The organism is Nocardia sp. NBC_01329 (assembly GCF_035956715.1).
Classification (GTDB): domain Bacteria; phylum Actinomycetota; class Actinomycetes; order Mycobacteriales; family Mycobacteriaceae; genus Nocardia.
The window spans coordinates 6068614-6088425 of sequence record NZ_CP108381.1 but is presented as its reverse complement, the minus strand read 5'-3'; the positions used below and the strand labels follow the sequence as shown (position 1 = coordinate 6088425).

Here is a 19812-nt window from a genome sequence, read left to right as displayed (position 1 = left end):
TCTCATTACCTCCGAGGTAATCGTCTACTCGATCGGGCGCGGCGATGCTGATGGCACCTGGTCGACACAACCCCGGAAGGAACTCCGATGAAAGACACAGTCACCACCTACCTGCGGACCTGGAACACCACCGACGCGACCGCCCGGACCGAACTACTGGCCCGGCACTGGGCGCCGGAGGCCTCCTACGTCGATCCGCTCGCCGAGGCTGTCGGCCGCGATGCGATCGGCGCGACCATCGGCGCGGTGCACGAGCAGTTCCCCGGGTTCGTCTTCACCCCGGTCGGGGAGCCCGACACCCACCACCGCCAGGTCCGGTTCCAGTGGGGCCTGGGGCCTGCGAATGCCGAACCCGTGATCATCGGCTTCGATGTCCTGGTCACCGACGAGCAGGGCCGGATCGCTACGGTGCTCGGCTTCCTGGACAAGGTGCCGGGCTGATCGCGGGGCGGCCGAACCGGCGTCCGGCATCGTCCGGAGCTCGATTCGGCCGTCCCCGTACCAGCGCCCGCCCCGGTCGGCACGTTTCAGGCTCGGCCCAGGGCCAGGGTGACGTTGTGGCCGCCGAAACCGAACGAGTTCGTCAAGGCGTAGTCGATCCGCTGGGGTCGGGCACTGCCGTGCACGATATCCAGGTCCACATCAGGATTCTCGAGGTTCAGGGTCGGCGGCACGATCTGTTCGCGCAGGGTGAGTGCGGCGAGGATGGTCTCCACTGCGCCGACCGCCCCGATGGAATGCCCGAGTGCCGATTTGGGCGCGTAGACCGAGGCGCCCGGAGTGACGGCCTCGAGCGCGGCAGCTTCGGAGGCGTCCCCGATGGAGGTCGAGGTGGCGTGGGCGTTGACGTGCTGGATATCGGCAGGTTGCAGCCCCGCGACGGCGATCGCCTTGCGCATGGCACGCGCCGCCCCTTCGCCTGTCGGATCGGAGGCGACGATGTGGTAGGCGTCGGAGGTGATTCCGGCGCCGAGTACGCGGGCATGGACCCGGGCACCTCGCGCCCGGGCGTGCCGTTCCGATTCGAGAACGACCAGCGCACCCGCCTCGCCGAAAACGAAGCCGTCGCGGTCCCGGTCGAAAGGCCTCGAGGCCGCGGCGGGTTCGTCGTTGCGGGTGCTCATCGCCCGCATCATCGCGAAACTGGCGATGGGGACGGCATGGATATGCCCCTCGACGCCACCTGCCACCACGATGTCCGCCTCGCCGGTGGCGATCAGCCGCCAGGCCTGCGCGATCGCCTCGGTACCGGAGGAGCAGGCCGAGACGGGCGCGAACACCCCGCCCTTCGCCCCGATTTCGAGGCTGACGGCCGCCGCCGGGCCGTTCGGCATGACCATCGGCACCGACATCGGCGACACCTTGCGATACCCGCCGGCGCGCATCGCGTCGACCGCGGCGATGAGCGCGTCACCACCGCCCAGTCCGGTACCGATGGATACGGCCAGCCGCTCGCCGTCCACCTCCGGCGCACCGGCGGCCCGCCAGACGCGCCGGCCCAGCACCAGGGCTAGTTGCTCCACATAGGAGTGCCTGCGCTGTTCGATCCGGGTCAGCTCCGCCCCGGGATGTGCGGTCAATTTGCCACCGATCCGCACCGGCAGATCGTATTCGGCGACGAAGTCGTCGTCGAGGGTGGCGATACCGGTCCGGCCGTCCAGCAGCCCGGACCAGGTCTCGTCCATATCGTCGGCGATCGAGGTGGCACCCGCGTAGGCGGTGATGACCACCTGGTCGGCCGCCCGAATTTCTGAAGCGATCGGTACAGTCACGGGCTCATGAATACCTGTAGCGTTCGCTACAGTCAACCCATGGCCCGCCCACTCGACCACGCCAAACGCGCCGAGATCCTCGACGCGGTGGTGCGCTATATCGCCGAACGCGGACTCGCGGACCTCTCGCTGCGCCCCCTGGCCGCAGCCCTGGGCACCAGTTCGCGAATGTTGATCTACTACTTCGGCACCAAGGAAGAACTGCTGGTCCAGGCCCTGGCCACGCACCGGCCGGATCTGACGGCCGTATTCGCCGACATCGGCGACGCCGCGGCGCTACGGGAGCGGCTCTGGGACTTCTGGCGCTCGAACACCACCGGTACCGGCGCCGTGAGCGTGCGGGTGATGCTCCAGGTCCTCGGCGCGGCCTGCGCCCCACACGGTCCCTACGCCGGTTACGCGGGCGAGGCGACCGCGAGGTTCGTCGACTCCCTCACCACCGGACTCCGCACGCTGGCGACGGTCGACGAACCCGACGTGGTGGCGACCCTGGTGGTCTCCGGGTTACGCGGCATCCTGCAGGACCGGCTCATCACCGGCGATATCGAACGCACCGACCGCGCGGCCCGCCGGCTGATCGACCAAACCATCCGCTGAGGCCCCGGGCGGCTACCCGCCCCGGCCAGGCCCGGCCCACGTAGGGTGACGGCGTGAAGTTGTTGCCGCTGACACCCCCGGGACAGACCCCGGTCCGGGTGCTCACCATCGCCGGTACCGATTCGGGCGGCGGAGCCGGAATACAGGCCGATACCCGCACCATGGCCCTGTGCGGAGTGCACGCCCTGGTGGCGGTGGCCGCGGTGACCGTGCAGAACACCGTGGGTGTGAGCGGCTTCCACGAAATCCCGCCAGAGGTGGTCGCGGACCAGGTTCGATCGGTGGCCGACGATATCGGGGTGGGCGCCGCGAAGACCGGCATGCTCGCGTCCAGTGCCATCATCGAGGCCGTCGCCGGGGTCTGCCGGGAGGTCGGTATCGGCCACGACGCCGAGATCCCGCTGGTGGTCGACCCGGTCGCGGCCTCGATGCACGGCGATCCGCTGCTGCACGCCGAAGCGCTCGACGCCGTGCGGTACACCCTGTTCCCGCTGGCCACCATCGTCACCCCGAACCTGGACGAGGTCCGGTTGCTGACCGGAGTGCAGGTCACCGACACGGCGTCCGCGCATACCGCGGCGGAGGCGTTGCACGCCCTCGGACCGCAATGGGTCGTGGTGAAGGGCGGGCATCTGCGCACCTCCGCGCACAGTACGGATCTGCTGTTCGACGGCAACCGGTTCCTGGAGTTCTCCGCGCCGCGGATCGACACCGGCAACGACCACGGCGGCGGCGATACCCTGGCCGCGGCACTGGCCTGCGCACTCGCCCACGACTATTCGGTTCCCGACGCCTTCGAATTCGCCAAAGAGTGGACGCGACGCAGCCTGGAATCCGCCTACGAACTGGGCAAAGGCCACGGACCGGTATCCCCGCTGTGGCGCCTGAGCTGACCGCGGCCGTCCCCTGAACCTGTCGGTGGGCGATCTGATCATTACCGCATAGCGTAGTAACGCTGTAGCGCATGCGTAGCATATCGGTATAACCTGGAAGAATGACCGTTCCAGCTGAACTCCCGGAGATTCCGCAGCGAGAACTGCGCAATCAGGCGAGCAGAGTCTTACGTGAAGTTCGTGAAGGCCGGTCGTACACGATCACCGTCGATGGGTCGCCGGTTGCCGACCTGGTACCGCACCGCCGGAGTAAGCGGCGGGTTGCGGTTCCGACCGACGAGGTCGTGGCGGCGTTCGCCGGGTTGCCGGCCTCGGGGCGCGTCCGACGTTCCGAGGCCGACGATGTACTGGATGATTCGCTGTACGACCCGTACGACCGGGCATATCGTCGGGGTGAGTTCGCTTCCGAGGGTGACGGCTGATGTCCGCGGGTGTGCGCGGCCTCGTCGACACCAACATCCTCATCCTCCTCGACCGACTGGACCGTGCGGAGCTGCCGCAGGAGATGCTGATCAGTTCGATCACGATGGCCGAGTTGGCTGCCGGGCCGCATTATGCGGTCGATGCGGCAGAGCGGGCGGTCCGGATCGAGCGGGTGCAGAATGCCGAGGCGTTGTTCGACCCGTTGCCGATGGATACACGTGCGGCCCGGCGGTTCGGTCACGTAGTTGGCTCGGTGCTGGCTACCGGGCGCAACCCGAAGCCGCGCCGTATTGATCTGATGATCGCGTCCATAGCATCGGCGAATGATCTGCCGCTGTACACGGTCAACCCGAAAGATTTCGCAGGACTCGAAGATCTGGTGGAGATCTGCCGGGTATCACACCCGGCTGACCGATGATTTGATTTACAAAGGAGCGCAGCGACCGAGCGCCGAAGCGAAGAACCGGGCGCACGAGGGCCCCACATCGCCGCCGCAGGCGGGGCAATCCACACAGTCGGGGCCCGCCCCGGTTCTGGAGCGACAGAGCGATGGAGCGCAGCGACTGAGCGCCGGAGTGAAGAACCGGGGTCACGAGGGCCCCGACCCGCGGCGCCGCAGGCGCCGCAAATAGACACAGCTACCTCCCAGGTTCGCTGGAGCGTGGCCCCAGCCCCCGGGCCGACTCTGGTCCACATGACCGAGACCGTGACCCTCGCCGCAGCGGCGGATCTCCGGGACGATACTGCCGGGCCGCCGGTGCTGGATGTGGTCGTCCCCGTGTACAACGAAGAAACCGATCTCGGCGTCTGTGTGCGCCGGCTTCGCGACTATCTGGACAGCGGGTTTCCTTTTCCGGCGCGGATCATCGTCGCCGATAATGCCAGTACCGATTCCACGCGGGCGGTGGCCGAGTTGCTCGCCGGTGAATTGGAGGGCGTGCGGGTCGTATACCTGGATGCCAAGGGTCGCGGTCGGGCGCTGCGGACGGTGTGGCAGGAGTCCGACGCGCAGGTGGTCGCCTATATGGATGTCGACCTGTCCACCGGTCTGAACGCGTTGCTTCCGCTGGTCGCGCCGCTGGTGTCGGGTCATTCGGATCTGGCGATCGGCACCCGGTTGGGTGCCGGGTCCCGGGTTGTGCGCGGGCCGAAGCGCGAATTCATCTCCCGCTGCTACAACCTGCTGCTGAGGGCTTCGTTGCGAGCGCGTTTCTCCGACGCGCAGTGCGGTTTCAAGGCGATGCGTACCGCGGTGGCGCGCGAATTGCTGCCGCTGGTCGAGGACGGGGAATGGTTCTTCGACACCGAGTTGCTGGTGATCTCCGAACGGGCGGGTCTGCGGATTCACGAGGTGCCGGTGGATTGGGTCGACGATCCCGACAGTCGCGTCGATATCGTCGATACCGCATATAAGGATCTGCGCGGCGTCTGGCGGATGGGCCGGGCACTGGCTACCGGGTCGCTGCCGCTGGCCGAATTGCGTACGGCGGTGGGCCGGGAGCCGCTGGTGCCCGGGGTGCCGCGCGGCATGATCGGCCAGTTGGTGCGGTTCGCGCTGGTCGGAGTGGGGTCGACGCTCGCCTATGTACTGCTCTATCTGCTGCTGCAACCGATGGGCGGCGCGCAGGTCGCGAATTTCGCGGCGCTGTTGATCACTGCGGTCGGCAATACCGCCGCCAATCGCGCATTCACTTTCGGGGTGCGCGGGCAGCGCGCGATGGTGTCACATCAGTTCCAGGGTCTGCTGATTTTCGGGTTCGGTCTACTGGTGACCAGCGGTTCACTTTTCGCGCTGCACCATTGGGCGCCCGGCGCCCCGGTGCATCTGGAGTTGTTCGTGCTCGTCGTCGCGAATTCGATCGCCACCCTCACGCGGTTCGTCGGACTGCGTTGGGTGTTCCGTGACAGCGGACGCCCCGCGCGGGTCGCCGGGGAGGCCATCCGATGACCTTCACCGCGACTCCGCCCGGTGCCGCAGCGCCGCCGGCCGCCGTGACCGGTCCCGAACCGGTCCGCGCGAATCGCTGGGAGTACCCCGCGCTGGCGGTGCTGCTGCTCGCCACCGGCCTCTGCTACCTGTACAACCTCGGCGCGAACGGCTGGGCCAATTCCTTCTACTCCGCTGCTGTCCAAGCGGGTTCGGTGTCGTGGAAGGCGTTCTTCTTCGGTTCTTCCGACGCCGGGAATTCCATCACCGTGGACAAGGCGCCCGCGTCGCTGTGGCTCATGGAGCTGTCGGTGCGACTGTTCGGTTTGAGCAGCTGGAGCATTCTGGTTCCCCAGGTGCTGCTGGGGGTGGCGACGGTGGCGCTGGTCTGGGTGACCGTGCGGCGCTCGTTCGGCTCGCCGGCCGGTCTGATCGCCGGGCTCGCGCTGGCGGTGACCCCGGTGTTCGCGTTGATGTTCCGGTTCAACAACCCGGACGCTCTGTTGGTGTTGCTGATGGTCGCCGCGGTGTGGGCGATGATGCGCGCGCTCGACGATGGGCGCTGGCGCTGGCTGGTGCTCACCGGAACTCTCATCGGATTCGGCTTCCTGGCCAAACAGCTGCAGGTCATGCTGGTGGTACCTGTGCTCGCATCGGTGTACCTGGTCGCCGGACCGCCGAGACTCGGGAAGCGGATCGCTCAGTTGTTCGCCGCCGGTGCTGCGGTGGTGGTGGCCGCCGGATGGTGGATTCTGGCCGTGGAACTGTGGCCCGTGGGTTCGCGGCCTTATATCGGTGGTTCGCAGAACAATTCGATCATCGAACTGACGCTCGGGTACAACGGGTTCGGCCGATTGAACGGTAACGAGACCGGCAGTGTCGGACCCGGGGGTGAGCTGCCGCCCGGCGGCAACGGGATGTGGGGACAGACCGGCATCACCCGAATGTTCGATCCGATGCAGGGTGGGCAGATCGCCTGGCTGATCCCCGCAGCGCTCGTCGCACTGGTCGCGGGACTGCTGGTGCGCGGCCGCGCGCCACGTACCGACAGAGCTCGGGCCCAACTGCTGCTGTGGGGCGGCTGGCTGGTGGGCACCGGCCTGGTGTTCAGTTTCATGGCCGGGATCTTCCACCAGTACTACACGGTGGCGCTGGCTCCCGCGATCGCCGCGCTGGTGGGTATCGGTGCGGTACTTCTCTGGCGTGACCGGTCCCGCTGGTGGGTGCGGGTGATGGCCGCGCTCACGGTCGGGCTCACTACCGCGACCGCGTGGATGCTCCTCTCGCGCAGCGCGGATTTCGTGCCGTGGTTGCGCTGGGCGATCCTGGCCGGCGGTATCGTCGCCACCCTCGCGCTGCTGGTTCCGCTGCCGGGGCGCGCCGCCGCGGCCGCCGCACTGCTCGCCGGAGCGGTGGGTCTGGCGGGGCCGGTCGCCTATACGGTCGACACGCTGAACACCGGGCATGCCGGGTCGATCCCGACCGCCGGACCGGACACCGGGATGTTCGGCGGTCTGCGCCCGCCCGGTATGCGCGGCGATATGCCGGACGGCGTCATGGGCGGGATGATCGGCGGGCCGGGCGTGGACGGGGGACCTGGCGGAGCGCAGCGCGCGAACGGTGGTCCCGGCGGTATGCCGGGCACGAGCGACGCGATGCCGGGAAGTGGCCCCGGAGGTATGCCCGCGATGATGGACGATGGGGCACCCCAGGGTGCCGGTGGGGCCGACGGCGGCCGGGACGGAAACCGTCGCGGCGGACCCGGAGGCGGACTTCTGAACGCGAGCAGCCCCGGCGATGCCCTGGTGGCTCTGCTGAAGGACGACGCCGACGCCTACACCTGGGCCGCGGCCGCCATTTCCGCCAATGGGGCCGCCGGGTATCAGCTGGCGACCGAGCTTCCGATCATGCCGATCGGCGGGTTCAACGGCAGCGACCCCTCGCCGACTCTGGAGCAGTTCCAGCAGTATGTCGCGTCGGGACAGGTCCATTACTTCATCGGTGGTGGCGGTTTCGGGCCGGGCGGCCGGCCGGGTACGACCTCCGCGATATCCCAGTGGGTCACGGGCAACTTCACCGCGAAAGAGGTGGACGGGGTAACGCTCTACGACCTCACCGCGCCGAAGTGATCCGGCTCTGAACGCCGATGGCTCGGACTTTCCCGGTCCGGGCCATCGGCCGCCGACTGTACCGACCGACCACTTCGAGCAAATATGTGGCGACTACGACAGCTCGATTCGGTTCAGCTATTTTTCTGGGCTGCCGGGGCGCGGGCCGGACCTCGGGGTATCGACCGGACCGCAGCCGAGCACGACTATCTGAAATTTCATCTTTCCTCATCGGGAATTCCCTCTCGACTCCGCCGATCGTGACGATAGGATCGACCGAAACGCCTAACTCGAACAGGCAATTCTCCGCGTTGGAAATCGGCCCGTCAGGAAACATGATGATTTACGGGAACAGTGGCGTTCTCGCCCCGAAGAGGGCGAAAAGCGTTGTCACAAAAGAACAGTTGACCGCGCGCGATGCGGTCTTCGTCTACGACGAAACCGAGCGGCACCCCTCCAATATCGTTGCTGTCTATATTTTCGATGCCACCGGGTCCGAGCCGGTGGATACCGTCGCGGTACTGCGCTGGGCGCGTGCGCGATTGGGGTTCGCGCCGCTGTTCCAGCGGCGATTGCGCCGGGTTCCGATGGATCTGGACCTGCCGTACTGGGTCCCCGACCCGGCATTCGACATCGCCGAGCACGTGGTGGTCGAACCATCGGGATCCCACTGGGACTTCGTGCGCTCTCGGCTCGCGGAAATGGCAACGGCACCTATGGATCTTACCCGTCCGCCCTGGCAGATCCAGGTATTCGACGGGGTTCGCGCCGTTCCCGGGATACCGGGCGACGCGACGGTGATCGCGCTGAAATTCCACCACAGCGCCGGCGACGGCGTCGCGACCCGGGAACTCGAACTGGAACTCTTCGGCGGGCAGGAGGCATCGGCCGCGCCGACGGCGGGCCGCTGGTCGGCGGCCGTGGCGGCCGTGCGGGCCGCGATGCTGTTTCCTTACCGGTCAGGTCGTTTCGCGTTCGGACTGTCGCGTACCCGCGCCGCGGACGCCGCGGCCCGTGCCCGGATCGAGGCCGGAATACTGCACGAACCGCCGCCGACGCGTCCCGCGACCCGCTTCAACCGAACGATCGGTGCCACCCCCTCGGTCGAGCAGATCTTCCTGCCGCTGCCGGAGGTGACGGCACTGCGTGCGCGGTGCGGCGAACGCGTCACGGTCAACGATGTGATGCTGACCGTGGTCTCCGGTGCGCTCGCCGCCTACCTCGGCGAACAGGGCGAGACACCGCCGAGCGCGCTCGCTGCGATGGTGCCGATGTCGATGCGCGGGATCGCACAGTGGGATTCGGCGAATCAGCTGAGCCAGATGACGGTCGACCTGCACACCGACCAGCCCGATCCGCGCGCGAGATTGGCGGCGATCCGGGAGTCGGTGCGTCGGGAGCGCCGTCGCCACAGCGATCCGGCGGTGCTCCGGCACGCCGCGCGGGTCGATACCGCGCCTGCCTGGTTATTGCGGCTGGCGGGCCGGGCGCGCGCACATCGTTCGTTCGCCGATGCGACCTCGATTCCGCTGAGCAACACCACGATCAGCAATGTCGCACCACTGGGAGCCGACCTGACCTTCCTGGGCGCACCGCTGCTGCGGGTGTTCGGTGTGCTGCCGATACTGGACGGCGACGGATTGCGGCATCTGATCACCTCACAGGGGCCGGAGATCGTTCTCACCTTCAGCGTGGATGCGGCAATGATGCCGGACCCCGATCGCTACCGGGAGTTGCTCCGGGAATCGTTCCGCGAGCTCGTGACCGCGATCGGATGATGTGCCGGGGCCGATACCGGCCGGGCCTCGATGCCGCCGGGGCCACGGTTCAGGGGAGCAGCGCACCGGCCAGCAGTGGCCACGATCGGTGCAGGTCGTCTTGCCAATACCCCCAGGAGTGAGTGCCGGCAGGCCGGAGGTCGTAGACGATATCGGTCCGGCCGAGTTCCTGGGTGCGGCGCTGGAGCGCCCGGGTGCAGTAGTCCGCCGCGGCCTCGATCCCCCCACCGACCAGCAGCTGGTTCCACAGCATTCGCTGGTCACCGTCGAGGCGCGGGTCGCCGGCCGAGTCGTATCGACCGGCCAGTCCGGTGCCGCTGGAGATGTACATCGGGATGTCGGGCAGCCGGTCGGCCTGCAGATAGGGATCGTGTTCGCGCCAGCCCGGCCCATCGCTCGGGCCCCACATGTTCTCGGCGTCTCCGCCGCCCGCACTCACCACCAGTGTCACGAATGCCTGTCCCAGGGGATCACTGGTCATGGCGCAGCCGCTGTAGGCGGCCGCGGCGCGGTAGAGCTGGGGCGCGCGGATGGTGAGGTCGAGAACCGAGGTCGCGGCCATCGAGATACCCGCGATCGCGTTGCGGCCGGAGGTGCCGAAAGCGGAATCGACGACGGGCGGAAGTTCTTCGGTGAGGAAGGTCGCCCACATATTCCGGCCGTTGTTGTCCAGTTTCGCGGCCAGGCCGGTGTCTTCGCGCTGCCAGTCGGTGTAGTAGCTGAAGGCCCCCTCCCGGGGGATCACCACATTGACGTGCTCATCGGCGAAGAATTCCGAGACATCGGTCTGCGCGGACCAGGTGGCGGCGTCCTCACCACCACCGGCACCGTTGAGCAGATACAGCGTGGGCGCGGGCGTTTCGGTATCGGCCGGCCGCAGGACCTGGAGGGCGATATCACGTCGCATGGCCGGGGAATACACCGTGACCTCGACCGATCGCCCGGTACCGGGCTCGAGCGAGACGAGACGCGCTCCCGGCTCGGCCGTGGCCGGCGGTACCGCGCCGAGGACGAGAACGAACAGTGACGCGACCAGCTGTACCGCGACGGCCGCGCTTCGTGAGGGGGAGATCATGGATTCCTACGCCTGGCTCTCGAGCGTGGGGTCCACCCTGTCGTAACAGGGTGGACCCCACATCTGACCGTCGATCTATTTACCGGCGGCAGGCGTGCCCCCGCTGAGGGTGATCAGCGCGTTGACGATACTGGTACCGACGCCTCCGGCGCTGGCGGTGCCCATGCCGAGAATTTCCATGAGGGATCCCATGTCGTGCTCCTTGTAAATGCCGAATTATCGAATTCCGAGTGGAATTTCGAAGAATGTGGGTTTGCCGGTGGCCGGATCAGGCGATGATTCCCTGCAGGGAACCGAGGAATACGTCCAGCAGACCGTCGCCGGCGGCGGCCGAACCGAGTGCCGGAATCAGCGCGAGGAGCAGATCGCTCATCGAACCCATAGTGAAACTCCTAGAGTGGGTTGAGTCGTCCTCATAGATTCGGCTCAGGGCCGGGAGGACGGTCACCGACCGTGGTGTCCGACGGTGACCCAGGCAACATATCAAGCGACCAGTTTTCCCGCAAGAACTTCCTCTTAATTCGAGTTACAGAAACTGGCAATCTTGTGGCAACCGAGCTGGGCGCGCGGCCGAGCTCCCACAGCGAGGAACCGGCCTGTTCTCGACTTCACCGGCCGGAAATGAATCGGCGCTGATACATCGATGGCTCGGACCGGTCGGGTCCGAGCCATCGATGTATCAGCGCACCATGTGCAGACGTATCAGCGCACCATGTGCAGCGGAATCAGGCGAACACCTCGGTGAGATCGCCGTAGAGCCGTTGCTCGGTGCACTGGTTGTCTGAATCGAAGCTCGCGTACACCGCTCCGGGGATATCGAGTTCCCTACCGCTCTTCAACCAGTAGTGGATACGGATCTCGAAGAGGACCTCCGTCGTCCCGTCCGCTGCCGTCTGCGGTTCGATCCAATGGAAGACACTGTGCTGGATCTTGGTGCACTGGTCGAGCACGAACCGGATGGAGGCGCTCGCCGCTTCCCGGCCGGTCACCCGTTCGGCATTGGCGAAGGTCAGCGACACGTCCTCGGTCATCAACTGCACGGCGTCGGCCAAACGGCCGGAGTCGACGTATTCGTAGTAGTCCTCCACGGCCTGCCGGACGGACGCCATTAGCCAACTCCTCGGTGAGATCCCCAGCAAGGGAACGGGTTTCGAATTACTGCGAGCACACAGCAGTGGAACCCCGCGCCCCGCGCCCGGTATCTCGTCACAGCGCTGCTTCCGCCGATCCGGCACCGAAGCCACCGGCGGACCGGCCTCGTGAGTGGACCCGATCAGCGCTCAGGACGATGCCGGCGCAACTCCGGGAATCGCCGCCCGGATGGCCGCCGCCTCGTGATCCAGCAGCACGTCCCCGCCCTGCGACGACACGATCGGCGCGTACGGATCGGCTTCGTAAGGGTCACCGAGCATCTCGCGCAGCACCGCCAGCCCGCAGAACGGAACATAATGCGGGCTGTACCCGCCTTCCTGGACGAACGCGATACGTCCCTCGCAGAGTTCGGCCGCCACATCCAGTACTCGCCGGGTGAGCTGCGCGAACCCGGCACTGGTGACCATCTGACGGGCCAGCGGATCCATGATGCCCGCATCGAATCCGGACGCCACCAGGATCAGTTCCGGCCGGAACTCCCGCAGCGCCGGAAGCACGACCTGGTCCATGGCATGCGCATAGGCGGCGTTACCGCTGCCGGGCGGAAGCGGAATGTTTATCGAAAAGCCCTCCCCCGCAACCGTACCCCGCTCCTCGCGGTATCCGGAGTTCGGCGGAAAACACAGATGCTGGTGCAGGGAGATCGTGAGCACCGACGGATCGCTGTACCAGATCTCCTGCGTACCGTTGCCGTGGTGGACATCCCAGTCCACCACGGCCACCCGCTCGACCCCGAGGACTTCCCTGGCATACGCGGCGGCTACCGAAACGTTGTTGAAAATACAGAACCCCATACCGCTCGCGCGGTAGGCATGATGCCCCGGCGGATTGACCAGCGCGTACCCGGTGTCGACGGTCCGGGAGACAACCTGATCGACGAGCTGGATCGCGCCACCCGCCGACAGCACCGCGATCTCGTAGCCGCCGCGCCCGAACGGCGAACAACCATCACCGGCGTCGCCGCCCTTCGGCTGAAGGCTCTCCTCCTCGATCCGGGCCAGGTGCTCGGCGGTGTGCACCCGGAGGATATCCGCCTCGGTGGCCGGAACCGCGCGGACCGGTCGCAGCCGGTCCAGCAGTCCCGAAACGGCCACCAACTCGTGGAACCGGCGTTTTGTGTCGGGGTGGGCCACATGGTGACCTATCGGCTGGAGTCCGGTGGTCGCATCGGCGGGGAACAGACTTCCCGAACCGGTGTCGGCCCATCCGTAGATCGTGTTCCAGACATACCCGATTGTCATGGTCGAACTCCTTGGTGTCCGCGGCCCGCGCCGACGGACGCCGGACGGCAAACCTCGCGCAATCGATCGACAACGCCAGCTCATCGAGCCACAACCAGCCCGTTCCCGCAACCGGAACTCCTCACCGGCCGGATGGGAGCCCTCGGTCAGATCTCCCGCGACACGCTTTGGCTCAGTGTGTCGTCGTGGTGAGGTAGTCGTGCCCACCGACAAGGAAGGTGTGTCCGTCAGCGGCGGCGGCATCGAGCGCGGCGACGATGGCCGCGGCGAAATCGTCGACGGTGGGCAGTGGGCCGTGAGTTCGGCGGGCGGCGACCGCGTCGGGGTCCCGGCGTTCCAGGAGTCGGATGACGATTGTCCCGTCGATCATGTCGCCGGAGACGACAACGAACCCGACGCCGCGGTCGCCGAATTCGGGGATGAGAGCGCGCAAAGCGTCCTCACCGGCGCGTTTGCTCGCGGCGATCGGCTCGTATCCGTCGGGCAGAGGACCACCGCCGGCGTGGAAGTGGGCCTGGTGACTGGTGACGAACACGATCCGCCCGCCGGGCGGCATCAGAGGTAGGGCAAGGGTGGCGAGCCGGACCTGGGCGTCGCGGTTCAGGCGCAGAGCGTAGCCGGGGTCGGCGCCGCGTTCGAGTCCGCCCGAGGCATTGAGCACGAGCGCGTCGAGACGGCCGAATCGGTCGCGGATGTGGTCGACCATTTCGGTAACCGCGGTGTCGTCGGACAGGTCCGCCCCGACCGCCGAGGCGCTGCCGCCGGCGCCGGTGATCGCGTCCACGACCGTCTGCGCTCGTTTGAGCTTCTCGCGGTAGTTCACCAGAACATGGATGTCGGGACCGGCCAACTGCTGGGCGGTGGCGGCACCGATGCCGCGGGAGGCGCCTGTCACCAGCACGATTCGCCGCGGGGACGTGTCCACAAGGTCCATCGGGTGTTCTCCTCACTCGGCCCGAACGCTTCTGATAGAGAAGCAACTATGGTGCTTCGAAATGAGAAGCGCAAATGATCGCGACCGGGCCGAGGCAGCCGACGAGTCCGGCAACGCATCGGTCCTAGCGGTGATCGATCTACTGGGGCAGCGATGGACGCTGCGGGTGCTGTGGGAACTCGAACCCGGGCCGCTGGGGTTTTTGGAGCTGCGGCGGCGGATGGGTAACTGTTCGTCGAGCATGTTGTCGAACCGGCTCCAGCAACTCCAGGGAGCCGGGCTGCTGGAGAAGCACGGCCCGAAAGGCTCCTACGAACTGACCGTCGCCGGAGTCCGTCTCGGGGAAGCCCTGCAACCGCTGTGGAACTGGTCGGAGATCTGGACCGATCGGCCCGACGACTTCCGATGGCCCTGAACCATCTCGGCGAGCTCGGTCGTCAAGGCCGAAGCGCAGTGTTCATGAGCTGATTCGTGACCACTCGCGTCGCCTTCCGCCAGGTGTTCGCGTATTTGTGGCGCAAGCGACCAGGACGAGGCTATGGAGTACCTGGAGCAGTGCATCCAGGTACAGCGCGATCTGCACCCGAGCCCGCGTCGATCTGGCCGGCCACTACCCGACCCCACCGGCTTCGGCGGCAACCGGCCCGGGTCGGCGACGAGGGTCCTTTCCCGCGGTGTGCTGGGGCACCATCTGTTCACGACGCGGGAACCCGCTGAAAGATGAGTGCTCCAGCGCCATCAAGGTCTTGATCACATGGCTCCTTCGCGTGCGAAGGAGCCATGGTTTCTACCGAGTGACCCGGTTGTACACCAGGTCGTAGACCCGGACTCCTGCGGTGTCATACCACCCGTCGGCGCCTCGACTGTAGATGATGTTGCCTTCGCCGTCGTACCAGTGATCCGCGTCGTAGGTCCAATTCCGCTTCTCCGAGGTGAGCATCTCGTCGGCACGGGCTTGCAGCTCAGCCATCGTTTCAGGGTTGAGGTCCGGGCCAGGGTTGGCCGCGGTGGCGGCGCGCGCTTCGCGGATCTCGACGTTGAACTGGTCGAATATCGCCTGGTTACGGACGTATTCGTCACTGTTGAAATAGTCCTCGCCGGTCAGCAGTGGCTTCTTGCGGCCGGTGAATCGTTCGAACACAGCGGGTACTCCTTAGATCTCGGTCATCTGAATGATGACGCGCCCATTCGGGAGCACGATCTTGTCGTGCACCATGAATCCTGTCCCGGATGGAAACATCACTTCGTCGGGGCGTGTGGCGTACTGCCCGACCGGCTTGCCGGTCTTGCTCACGATCTGGAACTCGGTGTTCTGACTAGAAACGAATTGCGGGTTGATGCCGTCGGGTTTGAGGGTGCTGTATGGGAATCCGTGTTCGGTGACCGGCTTTCCCGGCACGTAGCGCTCCAACTCTTGGGGGTCCAGGCCGGCATGACGAACCAGCGGTCCCTCATAGGAGGGCAACTTGGCAAGGGCCTGGTTCAGCGCGTCGGCGTGGCGCTGTTCTTCCGGAGTCAGCGGTATGCCTCTGATGTCCGCCCGAACGCTGATGCCGCGCGGAGGAACTGAGCTACCGGGGATCCGGAAACCGTGCCACCCGCACGATCTCGGAGCTCGGCTCGGCATTGGCGCCGATTCGCGGTGAACACAGTGCCCCTCCTCGCGCATCCCTCACCTGGGGCGCCGGCTGTTCGCCTGTGTTCGTCCGATGTCTGGAACCGTCCCGGCGCGCGCCGCGTCCAGGGCATTTGTGAGGATCGGTAACCATAATTGACTCAGGAAAGAATTGAGGGATCTTGACGACACCACTACCGGACTCTGTGTCCGTGTCGGAAATGGCGCTGATGGACGCGGGAGCGTTCTTGCGGCAGATCGCCAGCACCGTGGGCGGCGGGTTCCGGCAGCTGGACCACGAAATCGACGGGATGGCCGCCTACTGGGGTGGCCCTGCCGCCGCGTCGTTCTCCGCCGGATGGCAGGAAGCATATATCGACGAAAACGGCAAGGTCATCGTCGAACTCGCCCCCCTTCCGTAAGGAGACACTGTCATGCCCGAACAGATCGGCGGCCGCACCTACTACAGCCGCGAAGAAGCCGAAGCCCTCGGACTCACCCCCACCCCCGAACACCTCGCGCGCGCCCGCGCATCATTCGACCAACTGGACGCCGCCCAACGCGAAGCCCGCGCCACCGCTCCCGATCCAGGATCGGTGGACGATATCGACCCGAAGCTCCGGGAACAGATCCAGGCCCGCGCCGACGATGTCCACGCCGGAACCGACGCCGAGGGCTCGACCCTGCGCGACGGCGCGTGGTACGACGCCGAGGGAAACCTGCTCTACACCCAGGGGCCGGGCGGCTGGTACGACCCCGCCGGGGTGCTGGTCTACGACCTGCTGGGCCGCCGGCCGAACGGCCAGTAAGGACCGGTAACCGCTCAGCGTGGCTCTTCTCGTGGATGTTCCCCACTCCCGGTCTCGACGCGGCGACCCCGCGGACATCACACCCGGCCCCCGGTCAGGGGGAGACAGCCGCGCGCAGGATCGCGCGGGGCGGCGGAGCGAAGACCGCGGCTATCGCGTCGAGCCCGACCGGATCCGCGACCAGGTCGCGCCACGGCAGTGAGTCGTGGGTGCGGGTGAGGAACTCCACCGCGCTGGACAGATGGCGCGGTTCGTAATTGTGCACACCGGTGACCGTCAACCAGCCGCGGACAGCGGCCTCCGGGTCGAGCGACACCGTGGGGCCGGGAGCGACCGAACCTGCGAGCACCAGTGTTCCACCGAGATCCAGCCGGTGCAGGGCCGCGGTGACAGCCGCCGCCGAGCCGGAGAAATCGAAGGCGAGATCCACCGGGCCGCCGCTGTCGGGGGTGCCGCCGAAGCGGCGGGCGAGTTCCAGCCGTTCCGGGTGAGGGTCGGTGATCAGTACCTCGGCGCCTCGCTCCGAGCAGGCGGCGACAGCGGTGATACCCAGCATTCCGGCGCCGCAGACCAGTACACGCCGGCCGGTCGGGTCACCGGCGGCCTCGAGAGCGGCCATCACGGTCGCCGTCGCACAACCGGCGGGCGCGGCGACGGCGTCGGGAACCCGGTCCGGTACCACGACCGCCGCGATCCCCGCGGGCAGCAGAATATGTTCGGCATAGCCGCCCGAGAGCGGCCAATCGCCGGTGAAGGCCTCGTGCCCGACCTTGCGGACGCGTTCGCATTTGGCGGTGAATCCGCGACGGCACCGGGCACAGCGGCCGCACGCCGCGGTCACCGACCAGACCACGCGCTCCCCTATCTCGTGGTCGGTATCCGGCCCCATCGCCACCACCCGGCCGACCGCTTCGTGTCCGAGGATCGAAGGCGCCGGCGCCGGGCGGCGACCGGCCACGGTGTGCAGATCGCTACCGCAGACCGTGGCCAGGTCCACCCGCACCAGCAGTTCCCCGGGCCCGGGTTCGGGCAGCTCGACTTCGCGCAGTTCCACGCCGGTTTCCGACCAGACGGCCGCGCGGGTCACACGACGAGTGAGCGTATCCATCCGGACAACCTTTCGATGGTGTAGACGATGACGAAGACGACGATCACGATCGCGCCCGCGATATCGAAGTTCAGGGTGCGGATGGATTCGAAGAGCAGATAGCCGATTCCGCCCGCACCGACGATGCCCAGCACGGTCGAGGTGCGGATGTTCACATCGAGCAGGTAGAGGCCCGCGCCGATCATCGACGGCATCGCCTGCGGAACTACCGCGGCGAACAGCGTTTTCCACCAGCCGCCGCCGACCGCGCGCACGGCCTCCAGCGGCCCGGGGTCGATCTCCTCCACCGCGTCGGCGACGAGTTTGCCGAGGAACCCGATGGAGCCGATCGCCAGCGCGCAGGTTCCGGCGATCGGCCCGAGCCCGAGGGCGGCGACGAAAACCACCGCGATGATCAGTTCGGGTACCGCGCGCACCGCCAGGATCCAGGCCCGCGCGACCCAGTAGACGACCGGGTGCGGGGTCGCGTTCGCCGCCGCGAGAATGCCGAGCGGTACCGACAGCACCACCCCGATCGCGGTGGCCACCAGGCCGATCGCGACGGTCTGCAGTGCGGCGTCGAACAGGTCGGTGCCGAGCGCGCCGAAATCCGGTGGGAGCATTCGGCCGAACACCTCGAACGACTGCCACGGCCAGGTGAACAGCGTCCACGGGTCGATGTCCAGGACCAGCAGTGCGGCGGCGCAGGTGCCGGCCGCCAGCGCGCCGAAGGTGAAGCGGGTCGCCCGGTCCCGGCGTGGGCCGGAGCGTGAGGGGGTGAGCAGAATGCGCCGGATGACGATGGTGAGCACTTCCATGGCAGCGATGATCACCAGGATCACGGCCACGATTCCGAGCGCACGTGGGTAGATCAGCCCGCGCAGGGCGTCTTGGAGGGCGAATCCGATGCCACCGGCGCCGACGAATCCGAGTACCACCGACATCCGCAGATTGATATCGATGCGGTAGACGAAGGCGCCGATCCACGCGGGGATCACCTGCGGTACCACCGAGTTGAGCATTTCCCGGAAATAGCCCACCCCCGTGGCGCGGACCGCTTCGCGTGGACCGGGGTCGGTCTGCTCGATGGCGTCGGCGAAGAGTTTGCCCAGCATCCCGATCGAATGCAGGGCGAGGGCGAGTACACCGGGCAAGACACCGATACCGAGTGCCCGCACGAAAAGCGCGGCGAACAGCAGGTCCGGCATCGCCCGGCAGAAGGTGATCACCGCCCGGGCCGCACCGTGGATGGCCGGGTGCGGTGTGGTGTTGCGGGCGGCCAGGAAGGCCAGCGGTACCGAGACGACCGCGGCGAGGACCGTGCCGAGGACCGCCATCAGCAGTGTCTCGACGGCGAGGGCGGAAACCCGGCCAGGGTCGCCGAGCCGTGGCGGCAGCATGCGGTTCAGTAGCGCGGCGATCTCGTCGAGACCGTCGAACAGAGTGGCGGGCGCGAAATCGATGTACCAGGCCCCGGCCAGGGTCGCCAGCACGGCCGCCCCGGCCGACGTCCGGAGCAGCACACGGCGGAGCGATTCCGGTTTCGAGTCATCCGGGTGCACGGTGCGCAGCAGCGTGCTCATCGCGACTCGGGGGCGTTCGAACCCGCGGTCGCCGGTTCGACCCGCCGATAGATCTCCATGACCTCGTCGCGCGAGAGCCCGACGGCCGGGCGGTCGAGCACCTTCGCGCCACCGCGCAACCCGACCAGCCGATGCGCCCACCCCATCGCCAGATCGACCTGGTGCAGGGTGCACAGCACCGTCAGTTTCTCTTCGATACAGACCCGGAACAGCAGGTCCATCACCACCGCCGCGTTCTCCGGATCCAGCGAAGCGACCGGTTCGTCGGCGAGCAGCACCGCAGGCCGCTGCATCAGCGTCCGCGCGATCGCGACTCGCTGCTGCTGCCCACCCGAGAGCGTGTCGGCGCGGCGTTCGGCGAGGTCGGCCAGCCCGACCCGGTCCAGATGGACCAACGCCTCGGCCCGCATCGGTTTGGGATAGGTGAGCGCACCGTAGCGCGGCACCCGTATCCGGCCCAGACCACCGATCAGCACGTTTTCCAGGCAGCTGAGCCGGCCGACCAGGTTGAACTGCTGGAAGACGAATCCGACGTCGCGGCGCAGGGCTCGCAGCCGCGCTCCGGAAGCGAGGTCGACGCGAGTGCCGTCGACCTCGATTCGACCCGAGGTGACCGGATGCAGTCCGTTGAGGCAGCGCAGCAGGGTCGATTTGCCGGAGCCGGAAAGACCGAGCAACACGACCATTTCGCTGCGGTGCACCTCGAACGAGACATCGTCGAGCGCCACGGTGTCACCGAATTTCTTGGTGACCGACTGTGCGCGGATGACGGTGTCGTCTCCGGCGACAGTCGGCCGGTGGGGCGCGGGAGGCATCGC

At 67.2% G+C, this 19812-nt stretch carries 21 protein-coding genes; 11 read left to right on the top strand and 10 right to left on the bottom strand.

Annotation, left to right across the window (positions count from 1 at the left end; all coding sequences use genetic code 11):
- The first annotated feature begins 87 nt into the window (after nucleotides 1–87).
- Nucleotides 88–441 carry a nuclear transport factor 2 family protein gene (locus tag OG405_RS27690; RefSeq protein ID WP_327149339.1) on the top strand — a complete coding sequence of 118 codons (354 nt, stop codon included), beginning with the start codon at nucleotides 88–90 and terminating at the stop codon, nucleotides 439–441.
- Nucleotides 442–527: 86 nt separating this feature from the next.
- Here OG405_RS27690 and OG405_RS27685 read toward each other — a convergent pair whose 3' ends face one another.
- Complete coding sequence (locus OG405_RS27685; protein ID WP_442790625.1) at nucleotides 528–1772, bottom strand: KasA/KasB family beta-ketoacyl-ACP synthase; 1245 nt, start codon at nucleotides 1770–1772, stop codon at nucleotides 528–530.
- 39 nt (nucleotides 1773–1811) lie between these two features.
- Between OG405_RS27685 and OG405_RS27680 the strand changes: the two genes are divergently transcribed.
- From OG405_RS27680 to OG405_RS27650, 7 genes are all read left to right on the top strand, one after another.
- Nucleotides 1812–2369, top strand: coding sequence for a TetR/AcrR family transcriptional regulator (locus OG405_RS27680; RefSeq protein WP_327149338.1), 558 nt, complete (start codon nucleotides 1812–1814; stop codon nucleotides 2367–2369).
- Between the two features lie 53 nt (nucleotides 2370–2422).
- The gene (gene thiD, locus OG405_RS27675) at nucleotides 2423–3262 is read left to right on the top strand and encodes a bifunctional hydroxymethylpyrimidine kinase/phosphomethylpyrimidine kinase (RefSeq protein WP_327149337.1); all 840 of its coding nucleotides are present in this window, start codon (nucleotides 2423–2425) and stop codon (nucleotides 3260–3262) included.
- 101 nt (nucleotides 3263–3363) lie between these two features.
- Nucleotides 3364–3684 carry a type II toxin-antitoxin system Phd/YefM family antitoxin gene (locus OG405_RS27670; RefSeq protein WP_327149336.1) on the top strand — a complete coding sequence of 107 codons (321 nt, stop codon included), beginning with the start codon at nucleotides 3364–3366 and terminating at the stop codon, nucleotides 3682–3684.
- Between the two features lie 11 nt (nucleotides 3685–3695).
- Complete coding sequence (locus OG405_RS27665; protein ID WP_327149335.1) at nucleotides 3696–4103, top strand: type II toxin-antitoxin system VapC family toxin; 408 nt, start codon at nucleotides 3696–3698, stop codon at nucleotides 4101–4103.
- Between the two features lie 276 nt (nucleotides 4104–4379).
- Nucleotides 4380–5633, top strand: coding sequence for a bifunctional glycosyltransferase family 2/GtrA family protein (locus OG405_RS27660; RefSeq protein WP_327149334.1), 1254 nt, complete (start codon nucleotides 4380–4382; stop codon nucleotides 5631–5633).
- Nucleotides 5630–7741: a glycosyltransferase family 39 protein gene (locus OG405_RS27655; RefSeq protein WP_327149333.1), complete on the top strand. Its 2112-nt coding sequence runs from the start codon at nucleotides 5630–5632 to the stop codon at nucleotides 7739–7741. Before OG405_RS27660 ends, OG405_RS27655 begins: the two co-directional genes overlap by 4 nt.
- A gap of 239 nt (nucleotides 7742–7980) precedes the next feature.
- Nucleotides 7981–9498, top strand: coding sequence for a wax ester/triacylglycerol synthase family O-acyltransferase (locus tag OG405_RS27650; RefSeq protein WP_327149332.1), 1518 nt, complete (start codon nucleotides 7981–7983; stop codon nucleotides 9496–9498).
- A 49-nt stretch (nucleotides 9499–9547) separates the two neighbouring features.
- On the opposite strand, the gene OG405_RS27645 is transcribed toward OG405_RS27650, so the two are convergent.
- The 4 genes from OG405_RS27645 to OG405_RS27630 all read right to left on the bottom strand — a co-directional run bounded on the left by OG405_RS27645 (nucleotide 9548) and on the right by OG405_RS27630 (nucleotide 13900).
- Nucleotides 9548–10573 carry an alpha/beta hydrolase gene (locus OG405_RS27645; RefSeq protein WP_327149331.1) on the bottom strand — a complete coding sequence of 342 codons (1026 nt, stop codon included), beginning with the start codon at nucleotides 10571–10573 and terminating at the stop codon, nucleotides 9548–9550.
- A 725-nt stretch (nucleotides 10574–11298) separates the two neighbouring features.
- Nucleotides 11299–11682 (bottom strand): nuclear transport factor 2 family protein, encoded by a 384-nt coding sequence (locus OG405_RS27640; RefSeq protein WP_327149330.1) that lies wholly within the window; start codon nucleotides 11680–11682, stop codon nucleotides 11299–11301.
- 171 nt (nucleotides 11683–11853) lie between these two features.
- A complete protein-coding gene (locus OG405_RS27635) occupies nucleotides 11854–12966 on the bottom strand; it encodes a class II histone deacetylase (protein WP_327149329.1) in 1113 nt (370 codons plus the stop codon).
- Nucleotides 12967–13138: 172 nt separating this feature from the next.
- On the bottom strand, nucleotides 13139–13900 hold the full coding sequence (locus OG405_RS27630) for an SDR family oxidoreductase (protein ID WP_327149328.1): 762 nt from the start codon (nucleotides 13898–13900) through the stop codon (nucleotides 13139–13141).
- Between the two features lie 61 nt (nucleotides 13901–13961).
- On the opposite strand from OG405_RS27630, the gene OG405_RS27625 reads away from it, so the two are divergent.
- The gene (locus OG405_RS27625; RefSeq protein WP_327149327.1) at nucleotides 13962–14315 is read left to right on the top strand and encodes a winged helix-turn-helix transcriptional regulator; all 354 of its coding nucleotides are present in this window, start codon (nucleotides 13962–13964) and stop codon (nucleotides 14313–14315) included.
- Nucleotides 14316–14687: 372 nt separating this feature from the next.
- Here the strand turns inward: OG405_RS27625 and OG405_RS27620 are convergent, their stop codons facing one another.
- Nucleotides 14688–15041 (bottom strand): hypothetical protein, encoded by a 354-nt coding sequence (locus OG405_RS27620; RefSeq protein WP_327149326.1) that lies wholly within the window; start codon nucleotides 15039–15041, stop codon nucleotides 14688–14690.
- A 12-nt stretch (nucleotides 15042–15053) separates the two neighbouring features.
- Entirely contained in the window at nucleotides 15054–15569 is a 516-nt protein-coding gene (locus OG405_RS27615) for a hypothetical protein (RefSeq protein WP_327149325.1), read from the bottom strand.
- A gap of 158 nt (nucleotides 15570–15727) precedes the next feature.
- Here OG405_RS27615 and OG405_RS27610 point away from each other — a divergent pair, with 158 nt between their 5' ends.
- Complete coding sequence (locus OG405_RS27610; RefSeq protein ID WP_327149324.1) at nucleotides 15728–15937, top strand: hypothetical protein; 210 nt, start codon at nucleotides 15728–15730, stop codon at nucleotides 15935–15937.
- A gap of 12 nt (nucleotides 15938–15949) precedes the next feature.
- Nucleotides 15950–16324, top strand: a complete 375-nt coding sequence (locus OG405_RS27605; RefSeq protein ID WP_327149323.1) for a hypothetical protein — start codon at nucleotides 15950–15952, stop codon at nucleotides 16322–16324.
- A gap of 94 nt (nucleotides 16325–16418) precedes the next feature.
- Here OG405_RS27605 and OG405_RS27600 read toward each other — a convergent pair whose 3' ends face one another.
- The 3 genes from OG405_RS27600 to phnC are packed head-to-tail and all read right to left on the bottom strand — an operon-like array spanning nucleotide 16419 to nucleotide 19809.
- Nucleotides 16419–17432: a zinc-binding dehydrogenase gene (locus OG405_RS27600; protein WP_327149322.1), complete on the bottom strand. Its 1014-nt coding sequence runs from the start codon at nucleotides 17430–17432 to the stop codon at nucleotides 16419–16421.
- On the bottom strand, nucleotides 17408–18994 hold the full coding sequence (phnE, locus tag OG405_RS27595) for a phosphonate ABC transporter, permease protein PhnE (protein ID WP_327149321.1): 1587 nt from the start codon (nucleotides 18992–18994) through the stop codon (nucleotides 17408–17410). Before phnE ends, OG405_RS27600 begins: the two co-directional genes overlap by 25 nt.
- Nucleotides 18991–19809 carry a phosphonate ABC transporter ATP-binding protein gene (gene phnC / locus OG405_RS27590; protein ID WP_327149320.1) on the bottom strand — a complete coding sequence of 273 codons (819 nt, stop codon included), beginning with the start codon at nucleotides 19807–19809 and terminating at the stop codon, nucleotides 18991–18993. The genes phnE and phnC overlap by 4 nt, the downstream gene beginning before the upstream one ends.
- Nucleotides 19810–19812: the final 3 nt, after the last annotated feature.

What these genes read in the sequence shown, in the direction of transcription:
- OG405_RS27680 (WP_327149338.1), top strand. Translation starts at nt 1,812, where the DNA reads ATGGCCCGCCCACTCGACCACGCCAAACGCGCCGAGATCCTCGACGCG.
- OG405_RS27625 (WP_327149327.1), top strand. Translation starts at nt 13,962, where the DNA reads ATGAGAAGCGCAAATGATCGCGACCGGGCCGAGGCAGCCGACGAGTCC.
- OG405_RS27645 (WP_327149331.1), bottom strand. Translation starts at nt 10,573, where the DNA reads ATGATCTCCCCCTCACGAAGCGCGGCCGTCGCGGTACAGCTGGTCGCG.
- phnE (WP_327149321.1), bottom strand. Translation starts at nt 18,994, where the DNA reads ATGAGCACGCTGCTGCGCACCGTGCACCCGGATGACTCGAAACCGGAA.
- OG405_RS27630 (WP_327149328.1), bottom strand. Translation starts at nt 13,900, where the DNA reads ATGGACCTTGTGGACACGTCCCCGCGGCGAATCGTGCTGGTGACAGGC.
- phnC (WP_327149320.1), bottom strand. Translation starts at nt 19,809, where the DNA reads ATGCCTCCCGCGCCCCACCGGCCGACTGTCGCCGGAGACGACACCGTC.
- OG405_RS27605 (WP_327149323.1), top strand. Translation starts at nt 15,950, where the DNA reads ATGCCCGAACAGATCGGCGGCCGCACCTACTACAGCCGCGAAGAAGCC.
- OG405_RS27690 (WP_327149339.1), top strand. Translation starts at nt 88, where the DNA reads ATGAAAGACACAGTCACCACCTACCTGCGGACCTGGAACACCACCGAC.
- OG405_RS27600 (WP_327149322.1), bottom strand. Translation starts at nt 17,432, where the DNA reads ATGGATACGCTCACTCGTCGTGTGACCCGCGCGGCCGTCTGGTCGGAA.
- OG405_RS27640 (WP_327149330.1), bottom strand. Translation starts at nt 11,682, where the DNA reads ATGGCGTCCGTCCGGCAGGCCGTGGAGGACTACTACGAATACGTCGAC.
- OG405_RS27655 (WP_327149333.1), top strand. Translation starts at nt 5,630, where the DNA reads ATGACCTTCACCGCGACTCCGCCCGGTGCCGCAGCGCCGCCGGCCGCC.
- OG405_RS27635 (WP_327149329.1), bottom strand. Translation starts at nt 12,966, where the DNA reads ATGACAATCGGGTATGTCTGGAACACGATCTACGGATGGGCCGACACC.
- OG405_RS27615 (WP_327149325.1), bottom strand. Translation starts at nt 15,569, where the DNA reads ATGCGCGAGGAGGGGCACTGTGTTCACCGCGAATCGGCGCCAATGCCG.
- OG405_RS27670 (WP_327149336.1), top strand. Translation starts at nt 3,364, where the DNA reads ATGACCGTTCCAGCTGAACTCCCGGAGATTCCGCAGCGAGAACTGCGC.
- OG405_RS27660 (WP_327149334.1), top strand. Translation starts at nt 4,380, where the DNA reads ATGACCGAGACCGTGACCCTCGCCGCAGCGGCGGATCTCCGGGACGAT.